This window comes from Amycolatopsis sp. NPDC004772 (assembly GCF_053601215.1).
Window position 1 is genome coordinate 13,194 of record NZ_JBSGBK010000096.1, and the last position, 18,001, is coordinate 31,194.

An 18,001-nucleotide genomic window follows, 5' to 3' on the forward strand; every position below is an offset into this window, starting at 1 on the left:
ACAAGCTGTGCGGGACGGCCTCCATTCGATCATGCAGGCGACCTTCGCTGCGACCGAGATTCGTTGGGAGGACAGTTATCGCGAGGTGAGCGGAGACGCGGTGTGCGCACTCGTGCCGGCCGAGGCGGACAAGGCGGCGTTCCTGGAGGCAGCGTTGCCTGCACTGGTCACGCGCCTGCGGGTACACAACGACAACCATCCCGAGGCGCAGCGGATCCGGCTGCGAATGGCCCTGCACGCCGGCGAGGTCGGCTACGACGCGCACGGTGTCACCTCAACGTCGTTGATCATGACGTTCCGGCTTTGCGACGCACCCGCGTTGAAGGCGGCATTGGCCGCATCTCCCGGCGTTCTGGCGGTGATCGCATCCGATCGGTTGTTCGACGACGTCGTCCGGCACGTGCCCGCGGCAGCACCCGTGACCTGGCACCCGGTCACCGTCGAGGTCAAGGAAGTCAACACACGGGGCTGGGTCACGCTCCCCGACCACCCATATCTTTTCGAGCCGGCCGTGCCGGCCAGTCCTGCTGTCTCGTCGGCCGTACCAGCGCACGTCAGCTCACCCGAGGTGCCACGGCAATTGCCCGCGGTCGTCCGGGACTTCACCGGCCGAGCCGACCACTTAGCGGCCCTCGATGCACTGATTCCTTCCGACCCCGCCGAGCAGGCGACGCCGTCGGTCGTGATCACCGCGGTCGACGGCGCCGGCGGCATCGGCAAGACCACCCTCGCTCTGCACTGGGCGCATCGCGTCCAAGACCGCTTTCCCGACGGCACGCTGCATGTCAACCTGCGCGGATACGGACCCGGTACCCCCGCCACGACGTCCGACGCGCTGAGCGGGTTTTTGCGTGCCCTCGGCGTCGCTGCCAGCGCAATTCCCACTGACGTCGATGCGCAGGCCGCACTGCTGCGCTCACTGACCGCGGGCAAACGGCTGTTGTTCATCTTGGACAACGCCCACAGCGCCGAGCAGGTCCGCCCCATGCTGCCCGGCGCCCCGGGCTGCATGGTCGTGGTGACCAGCCGCGACAGTCTCACCGGTCTCGTCGTTACCGACGCCGCCCACCGCCTCACTCTCGACCTGCTCACCCCGCTCGAAGCTCACGAACTGGTCACCGGCATCATCGGCGCCGACCGCGTCAGCTCCGAATCCGACGCCACCCACGAGCTGGTCCGGCTATGTGCCCGGCTGCCGTTGGCCCTGCGTATCGCCGCCAGCCGAATCGCCGCCCATTCGCACCTCGCCGTCGCCGATGTCGTCGCCGAATTGACCGACGACAACACCCGGCTGGACATCCTCAGCGAAGCTTCGGACGAGCGATCCGCGATTCGTGCGGTCTTCGACTGGTCATACCGGCGCCTGCCCACTCTGCAAGCCCGCTTGTTCCGGAGACTCGGGCTGCACCCCGGCCCTGACCTGTGCCTGGCTGCCGCTGCAGCACTTGCCGAGCTGCCACCCATCGAGGTCCGACCGATGCTCGCCGCGTTGGCGAGCGCACACTTGATCGAACTCGCCCCCGGTGGCCGCTACCGGTTCCACGACCTGCTGCGCGCGTACTCAGCCGACCAAGCCCGCCGGCACGACACCCTCGGCAGCCGCACCCTGGCCATCGAATCCTTGCTGACTTGGTACACCCACACCACCTACACAGTCGACAACCAGGTTCACCCCTATTACACGCGGATGCCTGCGGTGGTGGCCGAACCAGCTTACCCCCGGCTGCTCACCGATTTCGACGAAGCATGGGCGTGGCTCACCACCGAACGCGCCAACATCCTCGCCGTTCTTCAGCACGCAGCGAGCCAACGGCTCGACCACCACACCATTCCGCTTGCCCACGCCACCCGTTTTCTCGCCTCCGTTGGCAGCCCCGGCGACCGCCTCGAGGCCGCTCGCATCGGCGTAGCCGCGGCTCACCGCGTCGGCAATCCTGTTCAGGAGGCGCATCTCCTGCTCAGCTGCGCGGACATCGCTGCCCGGCTGGGCCGGTGGGATCAGGCCGTCGCCGACCTCGACCGCGCGGCGATTCTGATCGATGAACTCGACGACGGGGAACTGCGAGTTGCTCTACCGAACGAACGCGGACTGTTGTTCCGTTATCAGGAGCGATTCGAGGAGGCGGCAAGATGTTTCGATTCGGCGCTGCCGCTGACTCGGGGAATCGACACCGGTCGCTGGGAAGCAGTGGTGGAAGGCAATCTCAGCTCCGCGTACACCGGACTCGGCGACTACCGGCGTGCACTCGCACATGGTGAGCACGACCTGCGTATCCGCCGACGAATCGGCGACGTCGAAGGCGAATCTGCGGCGTTGACGAAGTTGGCACGCGCCTGGAGCGGCCTGGGTGACTTCGAGAAAGCGAATTCTCTGTGCCTGGAGGCGATCACCCTGGGGCGCGGCAGCCCCCGCAATCGCGACATGACCGTCGCCGAGCCGTTGGAAGTCCTCGCGGGCGGCCTGCACCACCTCGGCCGCACCAGCGAGGCCATCGAACGCTGGCAACAGGCCGCCACGCTGTACGACGAGACCGGCTTCCTCAACAGAGCAGCCGACGTACGCCGGCGCCTCGGTTCGTTCGACTAGGTGGTGACCAGGGCCGCGCCGGCGAAGAACGTCCGCGCGGCCGTCGTCGCGTCTTCGTCCAGGAGTATGTCGCCCGGGCGGCTGCCGTTGCCGAGCAGCACCCCGCCCCAGTCCATGCCCAGGTACTCCGCGCACAGTTCAAGCGTGCCGATCAGCGGCTGGGCCTCGCGCGCCGTCTCGCTCAGCACGCTCACGCCCCACAGTGCCTTGCCGCGCATCCGCGGCTTGAACTCGACCGGCAGCCGCATCCAGCCCGACCAGTAGTCCAGGTAGAGCTTCACGCTCGCCGCGACCGAGTACCAGTACACCGGCGACACCATCACGATGTCCGTCGCGGCGAAAGTCGCGTCCATCAGCAGCTGCTCGTTCTCGCCGGGCTCCGGGTGCGCACCGGCGCCGTGGCGGCGGTCCTCGAACGGCGGCAGCGGCACCTCCGGCAGCCGGATCCACCGCTGCTCGACGTCCTTGGGCAGCTCCTTGGCCGCCAGCCGGGCCAGCATTTCGGTGTTGCCCCCGGCCCGCGCGGCGCCCACCAGGAACAGGAAGCTGCGATCGCTCATGTCAGCCCTCTCGATGTACTTGCATGTACATATAAATACTGTCCCTGGACTATCCTGGCGTCAAGAGGAGGCCGGAAGATGACCGTCGACGAGCAGGCCTGGGGCCGCGTACTCGTGCTGCACGCCCGGATCGAGCAGGAACTCGCCAAAGCCCTGCAGCGGCGTCACGGGCTCGGCCTGTCCGAGTACCGCGCGCTCGGCAAGCTCGTCGCGGGCCCGCGGGGCGGCCTGCGCATGCAGGAGCTCGCCGACGCGATCGGCCTCAACCAAAGCTCGGTCAGCCGGATGTGCGCGCGCCTCGAAGACGCCGGCCTGACCATCCGGGACCTGTGCGAAGACGACCGCCGCGGCGTCTACTCGGTGATCACCGACGCCGGCCGCAAGCGCTACTCCGAGACCGAGCCGACGTATTGCGCAGTGCTGCGGACCGCGCTCGACAAGGCCGCAAGCGACCCGGACCTGGCCGCCGCTGTCTCCGCCGTCCGCGGCGCTTGACCCTGCATATTCCTCAGTGGTTATATACCGACACAGGCAACCCACGGGAGGAAGCGTGTCCGGACGAGCAAGGCTGCAGACCGACGGCGAGCGCCCGGTGCTCCGGCTGGAACGCCGCCTGAAGCACGCGCCCGAGAAGGTCTGGCACGCCATCACCGACCCGGCGGAGCTGGAACACTGGTTCCCGGCGAAGGTCGACGTCGAGCTGCGGGCCGGTGGCGCGATCCGGTTCACCTTCCCCGGCGAGGACAGCACGACGACCGGGCGGGTGGTCACCGCCGACCCGCCGCGCGAGTTCACCTTCGTCTGGAACGACGACACCCTGCGCTGGCTGATCACCGCCGACGGCGACGGCAGCCTCCTGGAGTTCACGCACACCTTCGGCCGCGGCGACCCGGCGATCGCCAAGCTGGCCGGGGGCCGCACCGCCGCCGGCTGGGACGTCTGCCTCGACGCGCTCGCCGCCCGCCTGGCCGGGCAGGACTTCGAGCAGCCGCGGGAGTGGCACGGGCGGATGGTGTCCTATGTGGAGGAATTCGGCCTGGACGACGGCGAACTCCTCGCGGACGGCACGATCCGCTTCCGCCGCGACCTCGGCTGGAAACCCGAGGCCGAACTCCGGCCGCTGCTGCCGGACGAACCCGGCTGGCGCCTGGTCCACGACCCGCTCGAAGGCAACCGGGTCGAGTTCACCGAAGCGGCGGGCGACGACGTCCCGGCGCAGCTGGCCCGGCGGCACGAGCAACTCGACAAGCTGTTCGCCGCCACCCACGGCGTCACCCTGCCGGATTGGCCGCCCGAGCGCGTCGAAGCCGTGAAGAAGCACTACGCGGAGCATCCGACCCAAGGTTGACGCGCGGCCGGAAAGTCCGCATTACGGTCGGTTCATGCGCATTCGCGTCGTCCTGGACGTCTTGGCCGTCCTCCTGCTGACCCTGGGGGCCGGCGGCAACCTCGCCGCCGGCGCGTGGTCGCTGCCGCCGTGGCTGCCCGCTTGGCTCGGCTGGACCATCCTCGTGCTGAGCGTCGGGCCGATCGTGCTGCGGCGCTGGTGGCCGCGCCCGGCCTACATCCTCTCGCTGGTGATGACCGCGGCGGCGGTGCCGATCGGTGGGCCGGTGCTGGCGATCGCCGTCGTGTCGGCCGGCTGCGCGCTCTACACGTTCGTGGTGGCCCGCGGCAGCCGCGCCTCGCGGATCGGGCTGGCGGCCGGGCTCCTCGGGATCGGCCTGGTCGGCGTGGCGGTGCCGAACCCGAGCACGGCGACGACGGTGAACTTCGGGGCGTCGGCGCTGATCGTCGGCTTCGCGCTCGGCATCGCGGTCCACGGCCGCCGCGAGTACGCCGCGATCGAGCGGGAAAACCACGCGCGGGAAGCGGTTTCGGCGGAGCGGCTGCGGATCGCCCGGGAAATGCACGACGTCGTCGCGCACAGCATGAGCTTGATCGCGGTGAAGGCGGCGGTCGGCAACCACGTCGCGCTCGAACAACCCGACCAGGCCCGCGACGCGCTGCGCGTCATCGAAGACACCAGCCGCGAAACGCTGGCGGAGCTGCGGCGCATGCTCGGCGTGCTGCGCGACGGCACCGGTGTCCCGGCACTGGCGCCCGCCCCGTCGCTCGACGACCTGCGGGCGCTCACCGAACGCACGCAGCAGGCCGGTCCCGCCGTCGACCTGGTCATCGACGGCCTCACCGAACTGCCGAGCGGAGTCGGCCAGTCGGTGTACCGGATCGTGCAGGAGGCCCTGACCAACGTGGTCAAGCACGCGGGCGCATCGACGTGCCGGATCCACATCACCGGCGGCGACGGCGAAGTACGCATCGAGGTCCTCGACGACGGCCGCGGCGGCTCCGCGACCCCGGGCCACGGCTTGATCGGGATGCGCGAGCGCGTCGCGGTGTACGACGGCGAATTCTCCGCGGCACCGGCCGAAACCGGCTTCCGCGTCTTCGCGCGGCTGCCCTACGAAGAGAAGGTGGCGGCCCGATGACCCGCGTCCTCATCGCCGACGACCAGGCGCTGCTGCGCGGAAGCTTCCGGGTCCTGGTCGACAGCGCACCGGGCCTCGAGGTGGTCGCCGAAGCCTCCGACGGCGCCGAAGCGGTGGCCCTGACCCGGGTCGAGCGGCCGGACGTCGTGCTGATGGACGTCCGCATGCCGGAGATGGACGGCATCGAGGCGACCCGCCGCATCTGCGCGGAGAGCGACGTCCGGGTGCTGATGCTGACGACGTTCGACCTGGACGAGTACGTCTATTCGGCACTGCGCGCCGGAGCGAGCGGCTTTCTCCTGAAGGACACCCGCCCGGCGGACCTCCTGGCGGCGATCGAGGTGGTGGCCGCGGGCGACGCGCTCCTGGCCCCCTCGGTGACGCGCCGCCTGGTGGCGGAGTTCGCCAGGCTCCCCTCGGGCCCGGTGACCCGCCTGGACGGCGTGACGGCCCGCGAGCAGGAGGTGCTGACGCTGATCGCGCGCGGGTTGTCGAACGACGAGATCGCGGCCCGCCTGCACCTGGGGATAGCCACGGTGAAGACCCACATCGGCCGGTTGCTGCACAAGCTCGCGGCGCGCGACCGGGCCCAGCTGGTGATCGCGGCCTACGAGTCGGGCCTGGTGAGGCCCACGACGTCCTGACCGCACCGGAGACGTTGCCTACGCCACACGCGAAGTGACCGACAAGTAGTTAAGCTCCCGTGGCATGAGCAGTGCGACGGAGCCGCTCGGGACGCCGCCCGAGGACGAACCGGACATCCACACCACGGCCGGCAAGCTGGCCGACCTGTACCGCCGGTACGACGAGGCGGTGCACGCGGGCTCGGCCCGCGCGGTGGAGAAACAGCACGCCAAGGGCAAGAAGACCGCTCGCGAACGCATCGAGCTGCTGCTCGACGAGAACTCCTTCGTCGAGCTCGACGAGCTGGCCCGGCACCGCTCGACCAACTTCGGCCAGGAGAAGAACCGCCCGTACGGCGACGGCGTCGTGACCGGCTACGGCACCGTCGACGGCCGCCCGGTCTGCGTCTTCAGCCAGGACGTGACCGTCTTCGGCGGCAGCCTCGGCGAGGTCTACGGCGAGAAGATCGTCAAGGTGATGGACCTGGCGATCAAGACCGGCCGGCCGATCATCGGCATCAACGAAGGCGGCGGCGCGCGCATCCAGGAGGGTGTCGTCTCGCTCGGCCTGTACGGCGAGATCTTCAACCGGAACGTCAAGGCGTCCGGCGTCATCCCGCAGATCTCGCTGATCATGGGCGCGAACGCGGGCGGGCACGTCTACTCCCCCGCGCTCACCGACTTCATCGTGATGGTCGACGAGACGTCGCAGATGTTCATCACCGGCCCGGACGTCGTCAAGACGGTCACCGGCGAGGACGTCACCTTCGAGGAGCTCGGCGGCGGCCGCACCCACAACACGAAGTCCGGCGTCGCGCACTACCTCGGTTCCGACGACGAGGACGCCATCGCCTACGTCAAGGAACTGCTCTCCTACCTGCCGCAGAACAACCTGTCGGACGCGCCGGTGTTCGAGCCGCCCGCCGACCGGCCCGGGTTCTTCGACGACGTCACCGACGCCGACCGCGAGCTCGACACGATCATCCCGGACTCGCCGAACACCCCGTACGACATGCACGAGGTGATCACCCGCGTCGTCGACGACGGCGACTTCCTCGAGGTCCACGAGCTGTTCGCGCCGAACATCATCGTCGGCTTCGGCCGCGTCGACGGCCACAGCGTCGGCGTCGTGGCCAACCAGCCGACGCAGTTCGCCGGCTGCCTCGACATCGACGCGTCCGAGAAGGCCGCGCGATTCGTCCGCACCTGCGACGCGTTCAACATCCCGGTGCTCACCTTCGTCGACGTCCCGGGCTTCCTCCCGGGCACCGACCAGGAGTGGAACGGCATCATCCGCCGCGGCGCGAAGCTGATCTACGCCTACGCGGAGGCCACGGTCCCGCTGGTCACGATCATCACGCGCAAGGCGTACGGCGGCGCGTACGACGTCATGGGCTCCAAGCACCTCGGCGCCGACATCAACCTGGCCTGGCCGACCGCGCAGGTCGCGGTGATGGGCGCCCAGGGCGCGGCGAACATCGTCCACCGCAAGACCCTCGCGAAGGCGGCTGCCGAAGGACAGGACGTCGACGCCCTGCGCGCCGAGCTGATCCAGGAGTACGAGGACACGCTGCTGAACCCGTACGCGGCGGCCGAGCGCGGGTACGTCGACTCGGTGATCGTGCCGGCGCACACGCGCGGCCACGTCGCGCGGGCGTTGTCCCTGCTGCGGAACAAGCGGGAATCGCTGCCGCCCAAGAAGCACGGGAACATCCCGCTGTGAGCGAGGAAAAGCAGCGCCCCCTGCTGAGGGTGGTACGCGGAAACCCGACCGACGCCGAGCTGGCGGCGCTGACGGCGATCATCGCCGCGGCGTCGGTGGCGAAGGCGCCGGAGAAGCCGAAGCCGCGTACGTCGTGGTGGGGCGATCGCGCTGCTTCGCTGCGCCGGCCGCTCCACCCCGGCGAAGGTGCTTGGCGCGCTTCGGGTCTGCCTCAGGGCTGAAGGGCGTCGAGGAAGACCGTCGGGGCTTCGTTGTCCCGCACGATCGTTCCCAGCAACGCCGCGAGCCGGTCGCGGTCCGGGGTACTCAGGCCCGCGGCCAGCTCGTCGACCCGGCGGCACGTCGCCGCGTAGAAGTCCTCCGCGAGCTCGCTGCCTTCGGCGGTCAGGAGGACCTGGACGGCCCGGCGATCGTCCGGGTCGGGTTCGCGGCGGACGAGCCCGCGCTTGACCGCCCGGTCGACCAGGCCGGTGAGGCTGGACTTTTCGAGGCCGAGCGTGGCGCCCAGGTCGCCCATGCCGTACGGGCGGCCCATCAGCACGCAGAGCAGCTGCCCCTGCTGCACGGTGAGCCCGTACTCGCGGGCGGACTCGGCGTAGACCGCGTTCACCAGGAACGACGCCCGCACGAGCCCGGCCACCACCCCGAGGTCCGCCCCGCTCTTCCCCATCCGATCAGCCTACGGCTTCCCGCACCGCGGGCACGATCTCCTCGGCCCACCGCGCGGCGGCGACGGCGTCCGGTGTGCTGCCGCCGGGCCCGAAGAGCACGAACCCGGCGGCGCCGTGCTCCAGCACCGCGCCGGTGAGCTCCTCGATCCACTGGGCGGGCGAGCCGCCGATCCAGCGTCCGTCGTCGGTGCGGGTCCTGGCCAGCGGTTCGGCCGTGATGCGCCCGGGGAAGTCGTAGACGGTGACGACCTCGCCGGGATCCCGCCCGGCGTCCACGGCGGCCTTGTCGATCAGCGGCCGCGAGGTCCGGTACCGCTCGCTGAGCCAGTCGGCGGCGTGCCCGGGCATCCACCCGTCGGCCACCCGCCCGGTGACGGCGAGGGACTTCGGCCCGACGGACCCGGTCCACACCGGCGGCATCGCTTCGGCGGCCGGTTCCAGATCGGTGACCTGGTGGAACTCGCCGTCGAAGGTGACCGGCGCACCACCCCCGCCGAGCAGCTTCATCAGCCGGATGCCCTCTTCGAAGGCGCGGACGGCCTGCCCGGGCGTCAGTTTGGTGAAGCCGAGCCGCGCGATGTCGTCCCACAACCCGCCGACCCCCATGCCGAGCACGATCCGCCCGCCGGTCAACGCGGACAGGCTCGTGATGGTGCGGGCGAGCATCGCCGCCGGCCGCGTCGGCAGGTTGGTGACGCTGACCAGCCCGGAGATCCGCTCGGTCTTCCCCAGCAGGACGCCGAGTTCGGCGTACGCATCGAGCCGATCGGCGTGGTACGGGTGATCGGAGACGGTGATGAGGTCGAGCCCGCCCCGGTCGGCTTGGACGGCCAGTTCGAGGGTGCCGCGGACGGCGGTGACCGCGGTGGACACGCCGATGCCGAAGTGCGTCATGATTCCTCCCAGTTAGTTCGTACTACGAACATAGCGTACATAGTTCTTAGTACGAACTAGTTGATTTCCGGCCGGTCCGGGACCCGGCCGGAAAACCGGTCGTCCCGCCGCCGATCGCTTGCTACCTCGCTGCACGAGGGAGCCACGGCGACACCGATGCCCGGTGCGCAGGCGAGGGTTACTTCCACTCTTAATGGGCAGGTCGGGGGTTCGAATCCCTCCCGGACCACCACCCGGTCCGGTAGCTCAGCGGCCTAGAGCAGCTACGTACCTTCACCGACTTCGATCTCGGGCATCGCCGTGGCCCCCGCACCAGGGGGAGAAATGAGCAAGTTCAACACCGCACGCGCGCCCGCCGCGACCTCTCCGGTCCGCGGCGAGGCCACGCCGTCCACCGTCACGCACCAGGGTGGTGCCGGGTATGCGCGCGACACCAAGTCCGAACTCTTCCTGCTCGCCGTCACCAACATGGTCGGCGAGCACGCCTTCTACGAGTCCGCGGGCGCGCGCGACACCCGGTACGCCGAGCTGGTCCGGAAGTCCACACTGGATGATCCACAGTGGACAGCCCGGTTCCTGCGCTGGTTGCGCACCGGCGCGCACCTGCGGACGGCGTCGCTCGTCGGGGCCGCCGAGTTCGCCAAGGCGCGGCGGGACGCCGGCCTCGACGGGCTCGGCCGCCAGGTCGTCGCCGACGTGCTGCAGCGGGCCGACGAGCCCGGTGAGCTGCTCGCCTACTGGACGTCCGTGCACGGCCGCGCCCTTCCGAAGCCGGTCAAGCGCGGTGTTGCCGATGCCGCGGCGAAGCTCTACGACGAGCGGGCGTTCGTCAAGTGGGACTCCGCGGCGCGCGCGTTCCGGTTCGCCGACGTCCTCGAGCTGACCCACCCGGCCGGCGGGGGTGCGCTGTTCAAGCACATCCTCGACGAGCGGCACGACCGCGGCAACGCGATCCCGGACGCCCTCACCACCCTCCGCGCCCGCGCCGAGCTCATGAGCTGGGCCGTCGCCGATCGCCGGAAGCTCTTCGACCGGCCGGACGCGGCGGACGTGCTCCGCGCCGCGGGCATGACGTGGGAGTCCGTCGCCGGGTGGCTGCAGGGTCCGCTGGACGCGCGCGTCTGGGAGGCGCTGATCCCGTCGATGGGCTACACGGCTCTCCTCCGGAACCTCCGCAACTTCGACGAGGCGGGCGTCTCGGACGATGTCGCGCAGCGGGTGGCCAAGCGGCTCGCGAGCCCGGTGCAGGTCGCGAAGTCGCGGCAGCTGCCGATGCGGTTCCTCGCGGCCTACCGGGCGGCGCCGTCGCCGCGGTGGGCGTGGGCGCTCGAGCGGGCGATCGCGCACGCGCTGGCCAACGTGCCCGAGCTGGGTGGCCGGACGCTCGTCCTCGTCGACACGTCGGCGTCGATGAACGACCGGTTCAGCAAGGACGGCAGCCTCATGCGGTGGGACGCGGCCGCGGTCTTCGGCCTGGCGCTCGCGCGGCGCTGCGCGAAGGCCGACGTCGTCTCGTTCTCCGACGGCTCCTGGGACCACCGCCAGGGCACCAAGGTGTTCAAGCTGAGCCGGGGCGGGTCGCTGCTGGGTGACGTCGGACGCTGGAAGGCCGGCGGGTACTTCATCGGCGCAGGCACCGACACGGTGGGCGCGGTGCACAAGCACTTCGCGAACCACGACCGCGTCGTGATCCTCACCGACGAGCAGGCCGCGTACGGCGACGTCGGGCAGGCGCTGCCCGCGCACGTGCCGCTGTACACCTGGAACCTCGCCGGTTACCAGGCCGGCCACGCGCCGTCCGGCGGCGGGCGGCGGCACACCTTCGGCGGCCTGACCGACCAGGGCTTCCGGATGATCCCGCTGCTCGAACGAGGCCGCAGAGCCGACTGGCCGTTCTGAGAAGCAGCGTGAAGGCCCCATGCCGTCGTCATGGGGGCCTTCACGGTGTGTACGGACCGTCACAGGAATGACCGTGGACCGCTCGCTACCCCACGTCGTATAGTCCACGTGGAATAACCGATGGGGAGGGACCACGTCATGGCCTCGGCCAAGCTGACACCGCTCGGCATCGCCGTATTGGAGCTGCTCCATGAGGGGCCGATGCACCCGTACGAGATGGCCACGCTCATGCGCGAGCGGTACGTCGACACCCGGGTCAACGTGAAGGCGGGTTCGCTCTACCACACCGTGGAACGGCTGCACCGCAGCGGTTTCATCGAGGTCGTCGACACCCAGCGCGACGGCAGGCGGCCCGAACGGACCGTCTACGGCATGACGCAGACCGGGCTCGACGAGTTCAACCAGCGCGGCCGCGAACTCCTGGGGGACGTGGCCACGGAGTTCCCCGCCTACCTGTCCGGGCTCGCCGTGATCGACGAACTGGGGCGCGAAGCGTCGCTCGCCGAGCTCGAAACCCGGCTCATGCGGCTGCGTGCCGCGGTGGCCTCCGACCGGGCCGTGCAGCAGCGGCTCACCGACAACCAGGTGCCGGAGATCTACTGGCTCGACTGGCGCTACCAGTGCGACCACCGGCTGTTCGAACTCGAGTGGACCGAACGCCTCGCCGAGGACCTGCGCTCCGGGCGGATCTCGTTCCAGGATCACCAACCACCCAAGCTCACGCTCATCACCAGGGAAGACGACGATGAACGCAAGACAAGCTAACCCGTGGGCCGCGCTCGGCGCGCTGTGCCTCGGCTTCTTCATGATCCTGCTCGACACGACCATCGTGTCGATCGCGATCCCGACCATGCTCAACAAGCTGGGCGCCGGGCTGAACTCGATCGTCTGGGTGATCAGCGTCTACCTGCTCACCTACGCCGTGCCGATGCTGTTCACCAGCCGGCTCGGTGACCGGTTCGGCCCGAAGCGCGTGTTCCTCGCCGGGCTGATCGTGTTCACCGGCGCGTCGCTGTGGTGCGGCCTGTCCGGCAACGTCGAGATGCTGATCGCCGCGCGGGCCGTGCAGGGGCTCGGTGCCGCGCTGATGACGCCGCAGACGCTGGCGTTCATCACGCACCTGTTCCCGCCGGCCAAGCGCGGCCCGGCGATGGGCATGTGGGGCGGCGTCGCCGGGCTGGCGACGATCGCCGGCCCGCTGCTCGGCGGCGTGCTGGTCGACCACCTCGGCTGGGAGTGGATCTTCTTCGTCAACGTGCCGATCGGCGCGATCGCCGTCGTGCTCACCGTGCTGCTGGTGCCGGACTGGCAGCCGAAGCACGCGCACTCGTTCGACGTGCTGGGGATCGTGCTCTCGAGCGCGGCGCTGCTGTGCATCGTGTTCGGCGTCCAGAACGGGCAGCAGTACGACTGGGGCACGGTCTTCGGCGGCATCACGGTCTTCGAGATCATCGGCGCCGGCGTCGTGCTGCTCATCGCCTTCCTGGTGTGGCAGCGGTTCAACAAGCGGGAGCCGCTGCTGCCGCTGCAGGTGTTCTCGAACCGGAACTTCTCGGCCGGGACGCTCACCGCGACCACCGTCGGCTTCGCGATGACCGGCATGTTCCTGCCGCTGGTCATTTACATCCAGTCGGTGCTCGGGCTGACCCCGACCATGGGCGGCCTGCTCACCGCGCCGATGTCGCTGCTGTCCGGGATCATCGCGCCGTTCGTCGGGCGCGCGTCGGACAAGGTGAACGGCAAGTACCTGGTGATGTTCGGCCTGGCGGCGCTCGCGGCCGGGCTCGGCGTCATCGCGCTGCAGGCGACGCCGGACAGCAACCCGTGGTCGTTCGTGCCGGCGCTGCTGGTGTGCGGGCTCGGCATCGGCTGCATCTTCTCGCCGATGAGCAACCTGACGATGGGCTCGGTCGAGCCGCGGCTGGCCGGAACCGCGTCCGGCATCTTCAACACCGCCCGCCAGGTCGGCGGCGTGCTCGGCAGCGCGGCGATCGGCGTGCTGCTGCAGGCGCGGATCAGCGCGTCCATCGCGGACGAGGCCACCAAGGCGGCCGCGCAGCTGCCGGAGCAGTACCGGGCGCCGTTCGCCGAGGGGATCGCGCACGCGGCGGCGAGCACCGGGGAGTTCGGTTCGGCCGGCGGTCCGTCGCCGATGCCGGGGCTGCCCGCGGAGATCGCCGCGCAGGCGGGGAAGCTGGCGACCGAGGCGGTCCACAGTGGACTTACCGACGCCGCCCGCGTGACGATGCTGCTGCCGATGGGTGTGCTGCTGCTCGGCGTGCTCTCCGCGGCGGTGCTGCAGCGGGTCAAGCCGCGCTGGGAAACCCCGGTACCCGAAGCGGCCGCGGCGTAGGAACCGTGCAGACCCCCGTTCCGGTGTCGGGTGCCGGAGCGGGGGCCTGCACGGACCGCGGGAGCGGTGGCTAGCGGCGGTACGACAGGCCGGACCCGTACGGGAACAGGCCCTGCTTGCCGTCACCGGTGTTGATCGGTTCCTGCGACGAGCTCGCCGGCCAGGTGAAGCTCAGCTTCCCGGTCGGGTTGTAGTCGCCGTAGAGCACGTCCGCGACGCCGGCGCCTTCCGAGCCCGGCAGCCAGGCCGCCACCAGGCCCTTCATCGACGGCAGCTGCGCCGCGATGTCCAGCGGCCGCCCGGACACGGTCACCACGACCAGCGGGACGCCCGAGGCCTTCAGCTTGCCGATGAGCGCGACGTCTTCGGCGTCGAGGCCGAGGCCGCCGGGCCGGTCTCCCTGCCCTTCGGCGTACGGCGTTTCGCCCACCACGGCGACCGCGACCTTGTAACCGGAGTTGATTCCGCTACCCGCACGGTCATAGGTCACCACCGTGCCTTTCCCGGCACCGGCCTTGATGCCGTCGAGGATCGTCGTGCCCGGGATCACCCGGGTGCCGCTCTGGCCCTGCCAGCTCAGCGTCCAGCCGCCCGCTTGGTTCCCCAGGTCGTTGGCGTTCTTGCCGGCCACGAAGATCCGGTTGTCCTGCTTGGCCAGCGGCAGCACACCGTCGTTCTTCAGCAGCACCTGCGACTCGCGTGCCGCCTGCCGCGCCACGGCGTGGTGGGCCGCGCTGCCGAAGTCCGCCTGCAGCGAGCGGTCGGTGTACGGGCGCTCGAAGAGGCCCAGTTCGAACTTCTTCGTGAGGATCCGCCGGTTGGCGTCGTCGATGCGGGACATCGGGACGTGCCCGTTGAGGACTTCCGCCTTGAGCGTGCTGATGAACTTCAGGTAGTCGTTCGGGACCATGACCATGTCGATCCCGGCGTTGACGGCCTGGCTGACCTCGGCCGCGGTGAACCCGGTCCGGCCGTCGATCTGGTCGATGCCGTTCCAGTCGGAGATCACGTACCCGGAGAAGCCCAGCTCCGTCTTGAGCAGGTCGGTGACGAGGAACTTGTTGCCGTGGTCCTTGACGCCGTTCCAGCTGTTGAAGCTGATCATCACCGAGCCGACGCCGTGGGCGATCGCGGCCTGGAACGGCGGCAGGTGGATCTTCCGCAGCTCGTCGAGGCTGATCTGGGTGTTGCCCTGGTCGACGCCGCCGGTGGTGCCGCCGTCGCCGATGAAGTGCTTGGCGGTGGCCATGATCGACGTCGTGTTGCCGAGCGAAGAACCCTGCAGGCCTTCGATGACGACGGAGTTCGCGACGGCGTTGTCGGGAACCTCGCCGAAGGACTCGTACGTGCGGCCCCAGCGGTCGTCGCGGGCGACGCACAGGCACGGCGCGAAGCCCCACTTGACGCCGGTGGCGGCGGATTCCTGCGCGGTGATCGCGCCGATCTGCTTGACCAGCTGCGGGTCGTTCGCGGCACCGAGGCCGATGTTGTGCGGGAAGATCGTGGCGCCGGCGGCGTTGTTGTGGCCGTGCACGGTGTCGGAGCCGTAGACGATCGGGATGCCGAGGCCGGTGGACGTCGCCGCCCGCTGGTAGGCGTCGACCATGTCCGCCCACCCGGCCGGGGTGTTCGGCGACGGCGTCGAACCGCCGCCGGAGAGGATGGACCCGAGCCGGGCGGCGGCGGACTGGGCGGGGGTCGCGGCCCCGCGCTCGCCCTCGGTCATCTGCCCGACCTTGTCGTCGAGCGTCATCCGCGCCATCAGGTCCGTGACGCGGTCGGCCACCGAGGCGCGGGAGTCCTTGTAGAGCGGTGTCACGGAGGCGGAAGCCATCGGGACGAGAGCCGTGCCCGCGAGGAGGAGACCGGCCAGCGCAAGGGGTCGCAAAGATCTCGTGGTGCGGAGGAGCGGCATGTGTTCCCTCCGTGACGTTCCGTCGATCCATAAGTTGCGAGCCAAAACAAATTAACTCCCCAGTGACGTGACGCCGGTCACAATTCGGTCACGACCGCCTGGTCAAGTAAGTTTCAGACGTGCAGTTCGTCCTCGCCTCCCAGTCCCCCGCCCGCCTCGCCCTCCTGCGCTCCGCGGGCCTCGATCCCGCCGTGTTCGTCTCCGGCGTCGACGAGGACGCGGTCGCCGCCTCGCTGACCGATCCGTCCCCGTCCGAGCTGGTCCAGGCCCTCGCGACGGCCAAGGCCGAGGCGGTCATCGACCAGGTCGCCGCGGCGCACCCGGACGCCGTCGTCGTCGCCTGCGATTCGATGCTTTCGATCCACGGGCAGATGGTCGGCAAGCCCGGCGCGCCGGACGTCGCCCGCACCCGCTGGGCCGCGATGGCGGGAACATCCGGTGAACTCCTCACCGGGCACGCGGTCGTCCGGCTCGACGGCGGGACGCGCGCGAAGGAGGCCGCGGGCTGGGAATCGACCACCGTCCGGTTCGGCACGCCGAGCGAGCACGAGATCGACGCCTACGTCGCCAGCGGCGAGCCGCTCAACGTGGCCGGCGGCTTCACGATCGACGGCCGGGGCGGCTGGTTCGTCGAAGGGCTCGAAGGCGGCCACACGAGCGTGATCGGGATCAGCCTGCCGCTGACGCGCCGGCTGCTGGCCGAGGTCGGCGTGAGTGTCGTGGATCTCTGGCAGCCTCCCGCATCCTGAGAAAGGCACCACACCTTCGGGTGATCCGGAAGAGTCCTTTCTTGCCTAACGTTCTCTTCACCCGGCAAGACTGGAAACTTTCGAGCACCGGAGTCGCCCCGTGTCTTTCGTACGGACATACACCAAGCCGCGGGTGTTCGCGGCCGCGGTCCTCGGCTCGCTCGTCGTCGGCGCCCTGCTGGGCGTCGTCGCGCGGCAGACCGAGGCCGGCTGGCTGACCGATCTCCTCGACCAGATCGGCACCATCTTCACCACGCTGCTGCAGATCGCGGTGATCCCGCTGGTCTTCACGGCGATCGTGGTCGGCATCAACAGTCTCCGCAAGCTCGGTGGCGGCCGCACCGCCGCGCGCCTCGGCGGCAAGACGGTGCTGTGGTTCGCGATCACGTCGTTCATCGCGTCGCTGATCGGCATCGCGGTCGGCCGGATCTTCAATCCCGGCTCCGGCGGGCTCGGCGGTGTCGAGGCGACGGCCAAGAACGCCGACAAGGCGGCGCAGAGCGTCGACCACTGGGGCTCGTGGAGCGCTTTCGTGAACGGGCTGCTGCCCGAGAACTTCGTGAAAGCGTTTGCCGACGGCGAGACCCTGCAGGTGCTGTTCCTCGCCCTGGTCATCGGTGCCGCCGCCTACAGCCTCGGGGACAAGGCGAAGCCGTTCGTGGACTTCACGACCAGCGTCTTCGAGATCATCCAGCGCTACCTCGGCTGGATCGTCCGGCTCGCCCCGATCGGCATCATCGGCCTGATCGGCGCGGCGGTGTCGAACTACGGCGACGCGCTGTTCCGGCCGCTGTTCTCCACCACGCTCGCGGTGTACGTCGGCTGCCTGCTCGTGCTGTTCGTCGTCTACCCGATCCTGCTGCAGTTCGTGGCGAAGGTCAGCCCGCTGAAGTTCTTCTCCAAGGCGGGCACGGCGATCCAGTTCGCGTTCGCTTCGCAGTCTTCGGCCGCGACGCTGCCGCTGACCCGCCAGTCCGCGGTCAACCTCGGCGTCCAGCCGGCGTACGCGGCCTTCGCGACCCCGCTCGGCAGCGCGACCAAGATGGACGGCTGCGCGGCGGTGTTCCCGGCGATCGCGGCGATCTTCGTCGCCAACCTGGCCGGGGTGTCGCTGAACTTCTGGCAGTACGCCGGCATCGTCGTGGTGGCCGTGGTCGGCGCGCTGGCGACGGCCGGGACCACCGGCTGGCTGACGGCGTTCACGCTGACGACGTCGTTCATCGGCCTCGACGCCAAGCAGGTCGCGCTGGGCCTGGCCCTGATCTACTCGGTCAACCCGATCATGGACATGATGCGCACGGCGACGAACGTGGCCGGCCAGATCGTGGTCCCGACGATCGTGGCGCGCAGCGAAGGCCTCCTCGACGACGAGGTCCTCAACGCCCCGACCGACCGTCCCGAGCACAGCGACGACGGCTCGGCCGCACGCCACACCGAGCCCGCCCCCGCCTGACCCAAGCGCCCCAATGTGGCGTTGGTTGCGTCCAACGCACCCAATGTGGCGGGGGGGGGGGGGGAACCACCGAACACCACAAATA

Annotated in this window: 16 protein-coding genes; 12 read left to right on the forward strand and 4 right to left on the reverse strand. The window is 69.9% G+C overall.

Annotated features, from left to right (window positions below; genetic code table 11):
* The first annotated feature begins 31 nt into the window (after positions 1-31).
* Positions 32-2,587, forward strand: a complete 2,556-nt coding sequence (locus ACWEF6_RS36595) for an ATP-binding protein (protein WP_449687139.1) — start codon at positions 32-34, stop codon at positions 2,585-2,587.
* On the opposite strand, the gene ACWEF6_RS36600 is transcribed toward ACWEF6_RS36595, so the two are convergent.
* Complete coding sequence (locus ACWEF6_RS36600) at positions 2,584-3,147, reverse strand: flavodoxin family protein (RefSeq protein ID WP_449687140.1); 564 nt, start codon at positions 3,145-3,147, stop codon at positions 2,584-2,586. The two genes, ACWEF6_RS36595 and ACWEF6_RS36600, sit on opposite strands and share 4 nt — an antisense overlap.
* A gap of 78 nt (positions 3,148-3,225) precedes the next feature.
* On the opposite strand from ACWEF6_RS36600, the gene ACWEF6_RS36605 reads away from it, so the two are divergent.
* The 6 genes from ACWEF6_RS36605 to ACWEF6_RS36630 all read left to right on the forward strand — a co-directional run bounded on the left by ACWEF6_RS36605 (position 3,226) and on the right by ACWEF6_RS36630 (position 8,203).
* The gene (locus tag ACWEF6_RS36605) at positions 3,226-3,642 is read left to right on the forward strand and encodes a MarR family winged helix-turn-helix transcriptional regulator (RefSeq protein ID WP_449687141.1); all 417 of its coding nucleotides are present in this window, start codon (positions 3,226-3,228) and stop codon (positions 3,640-3,642) included.
* A gap of 55 nt (positions 3,643-3,697) precedes the next feature.
* Positions 3,698-4,495, forward strand: coding sequence for an SRPBCC family protein (locus ACWEF6_RS36610; protein ID WP_449687142.1), 798 nt, complete (start codon positions 3,698-3,700; stop codon positions 4,493-4,495).
* A gap of 34 nt (positions 4,496-4,529) precedes the next feature.
* Positions 4,530-5,636 carry a sensor histidine kinase gene (locus ACWEF6_RS36615; RefSeq protein ID WP_449687143.1) on the forward strand — a complete coding sequence of 369 codons (1,107 nt, stop codon included), beginning with the start codon at positions 4,530-4,532 and terminating at the stop codon, positions 5,634-5,636.
* A complete protein-coding gene (locus ACWEF6_RS36620) occupies positions 5,633-6,280 on the forward strand; it encodes a response regulator (protein WP_449687144.1) in 648 nt (215 codons plus the stop codon). Before ACWEF6_RS36615 ends, ACWEF6_RS36620 begins: the two co-directional genes overlap by 4 nt.
* A 64-nt stretch (positions 6,281-6,344) precedes the next feature.
* Positions 6,345-7,982, forward strand: a complete 1,638-nt coding sequence (locus tag ACWEF6_RS36625) for an acyl-CoA carboxylase subunit beta (RefSeq protein WP_449687145.1) — start codon at positions 6,345-6,347, stop codon at positions 7,980-7,982.
* On the forward strand, positions 7,979-8,203 hold the full coding sequence (locus tag ACWEF6_RS36630) for an acyl-CoA carboxylase subunit epsilon (protein WP_449687146.1): 225 nt from the start codon (positions 7,979-7,981) through the stop codon (positions 8,201-8,203). The genes ACWEF6_RS36625 and ACWEF6_RS36630 overlap by 4 nt, the downstream gene beginning before the upstream one ends.
* Here ACWEF6_RS36630 and ACWEF6_RS36635 read toward each other — a convergent pair.
* Both ACWEF6_RS36635 and ACWEF6_RS36640 read right to left on the reverse strand, forming a co-directional pair.
* Complete coding sequence (locus tag ACWEF6_RS36635; protein ID WP_449687147.1) at positions 8,194-8,652, reverse strand: MarR family winged helix-turn-helix transcriptional regulator; 459 nt, start codon at positions 8,650-8,652, stop codon at positions 8,194-8,196. The two genes, ACWEF6_RS36630 and ACWEF6_RS36635, sit on opposite strands and share 10 nt — an antisense overlap.
* 4 nt (positions 8,653-8,656) lie before the next feature.
* The gene (locus ACWEF6_RS36640; protein WP_449687148.1) at positions 8,657-9,547 is read right to left on the reverse strand and encodes an LLM class flavin-dependent oxidoreductase; all 891 of its coding nucleotides are present in this window, start codon (positions 9,545-9,547) and stop codon (positions 8,657-8,659) included.
* A gap of 324 nt (positions 9,548-9,871) precedes the next feature.
* Here ACWEF6_RS36640 and ACWEF6_RS36645 point away from each other — a divergent pair, with 324 nt between their 5' ends.
* The 3 genes from ACWEF6_RS36645 to ACWEF6_RS36655 all read left to right on the forward strand — a co-directional run bounded on the left by ACWEF6_RS36645 (position 9,872) and on the right by ACWEF6_RS36655 (position 13,799).
* A complete protein-coding gene (locus ACWEF6_RS36645) occupies positions 9,872-11,446 on the forward strand; it encodes a TROVE domain-containing protein (protein ID WP_449687149.1) in 1,575 nt (524 codons plus the stop codon).
* A 138-nt stretch (positions 11,447-11,584) separates the two neighbouring features.
* Complete coding sequence (locus tag ACWEF6_RS36650; RefSeq protein ID WP_449687154.1) at positions 11,585-12,211, forward strand: PadR family transcriptional regulator; 627 nt, start codon at positions 11,585-11,587, stop codon at positions 12,209-12,211.
* Positions 12,192-13,799 carry a DHA2 family efflux MFS transporter permease subunit gene (locus tag ACWEF6_RS36655; protein WP_449687150.1) on the forward strand — a complete coding sequence of 536 codons (1,608 nt, stop codon included), beginning with the start codon at positions 12,192-12,194 and terminating at the stop codon, positions 13,797-13,799. The genes ACWEF6_RS36650 and ACWEF6_RS36655 overlap by 20 nt, the downstream gene beginning before the upstream one ends.
* A 70-nt stretch (positions 13,800-13,869) precedes the next feature.
* On the opposite strand, the gene ACWEF6_RS36660 is transcribed toward ACWEF6_RS36655, so the two are convergent.
* Positions 13,870-15,714, reverse strand: a complete 1,845-nt coding sequence (locus ACWEF6_RS36660; protein ID WP_449687151.1) for a glycoside hydrolase family 3 protein — start codon at positions 15,712-15,714, stop codon at positions 13,870-13,872.
* A gap of 119 nt (positions 15,715-15,833) precedes the next feature.
* Here ACWEF6_RS36660 and ACWEF6_RS36665 point away from each other — a divergent pair, with 119 nt between their 5' ends.
* Together ACWEF6_RS36665 and ACWEF6_RS36670 are read left to right on the forward strand one after the other, a co-directional pair.
* Positions 15,834-16,463 (forward strand): Maf family protein, encoded by a 630-nt coding sequence (locus ACWEF6_RS36665; protein WP_449687152.1) that lies wholly within the window; start codon positions 15,834-15,836, stop codon positions 16,461-16,463.
* A 100-nt stretch (positions 16,464-16,563) separates the two neighbouring features.
* On the forward strand, positions 16,564-17,916 hold the full coding sequence (locus ACWEF6_RS36670; protein WP_449687153.1) for a dicarboxylate/amino acid:cation symporter: 1,353 nt from the start codon (positions 16,564-16,566) through the stop codon (positions 17,914-17,916).
* Positions 17,917-18,001 lie beyond the last annotated feature (85 nt).

Bases quoted from the DNA above. Each gene is read 5' to 3' on its own strand.
- ACWEF6_RS36615 (WP_449687143.1), top strand. From the start codon at position 4,530: ATGCGCATTCGCGTCGTCCTGGACGTCTTGGCCGTCCTCCTGCTGACC.
- ACWEF6_RS36645 (WP_449687149.1), top strand. From the start codon at position 9,872: ATGAGCAAGTTCAACACCGCACGCGCGCCCGCCGCGACCTCTCCGGTC.
- ACWEF6_RS36600 (WP_449687140.1), bottom strand. From the start codon at position 3,147: ATGAGCGATCGCAGCTTCCTGTTCCTGGTGGGCGCCGCGCGGGCCGGG.
- ACWEF6_RS36605 (WP_449687141.1), top strand. From the start codon at position 3,226: ATGACCGTCGACGAGCAGGCCTGGGGCCGCGTACTCGTGCTGCACGCC.
- ACWEF6_RS36660 (WP_449687151.1), bottom strand. From the start codon at position 15,714: ATGCCGCTCCTCCGCACCACGAGATCTTTGCGACCCCTTGCGCTGGCC.
- ACWEF6_RS36625 (WP_449687145.1), top strand. From the start codon at position 6,345: ATGAGCAGTGCGACGGAGCCGCTCGGGACGCCGCCCGAGGACGAACCG.
- ACWEF6_RS36640 (WP_449687148.1), bottom strand. From the start codon at position 9,547: ATGACGCACTTCGGCATCGGCGTGTCCACCGCGGTCACCGCCGTCCGC.
- ACWEF6_RS36650 (WP_449687154.1), top strand. From the start codon at position 11,585: ATGGCCTCGGCCAAGCTGACACCGCTCGGCATCGCCGTATTGGAGCTG.
- ACWEF6_RS36635 (WP_449687147.1), bottom strand. From the start codon at position 8,652: ATGGGGAAGAGCGGGGCGGACCTCGGGGTGGTGGCCGGGCTCGTGCGG.
- ACWEF6_RS36655 (WP_449687150.1), top strand. From the start codon at position 12,192: ATGAACGCAAGACAAGCTAACCCGTGGGCCGCGCTCGGCGCGCTGTGC.
- ACWEF6_RS36620 (WP_449687144.1), top strand. From the start codon at position 5,633: ATGACCCGCGTCCTCATCGCCGACGACCAGGCGCTGCTGCGCGGAAGC.
- ACWEF6_RS36595 (WP_449687139.1), top strand. From the start codon at position 32: ATGCAGGCGACCTTCGCTGCGACCGAGATTCGTTGGGAGGACAGTTAT.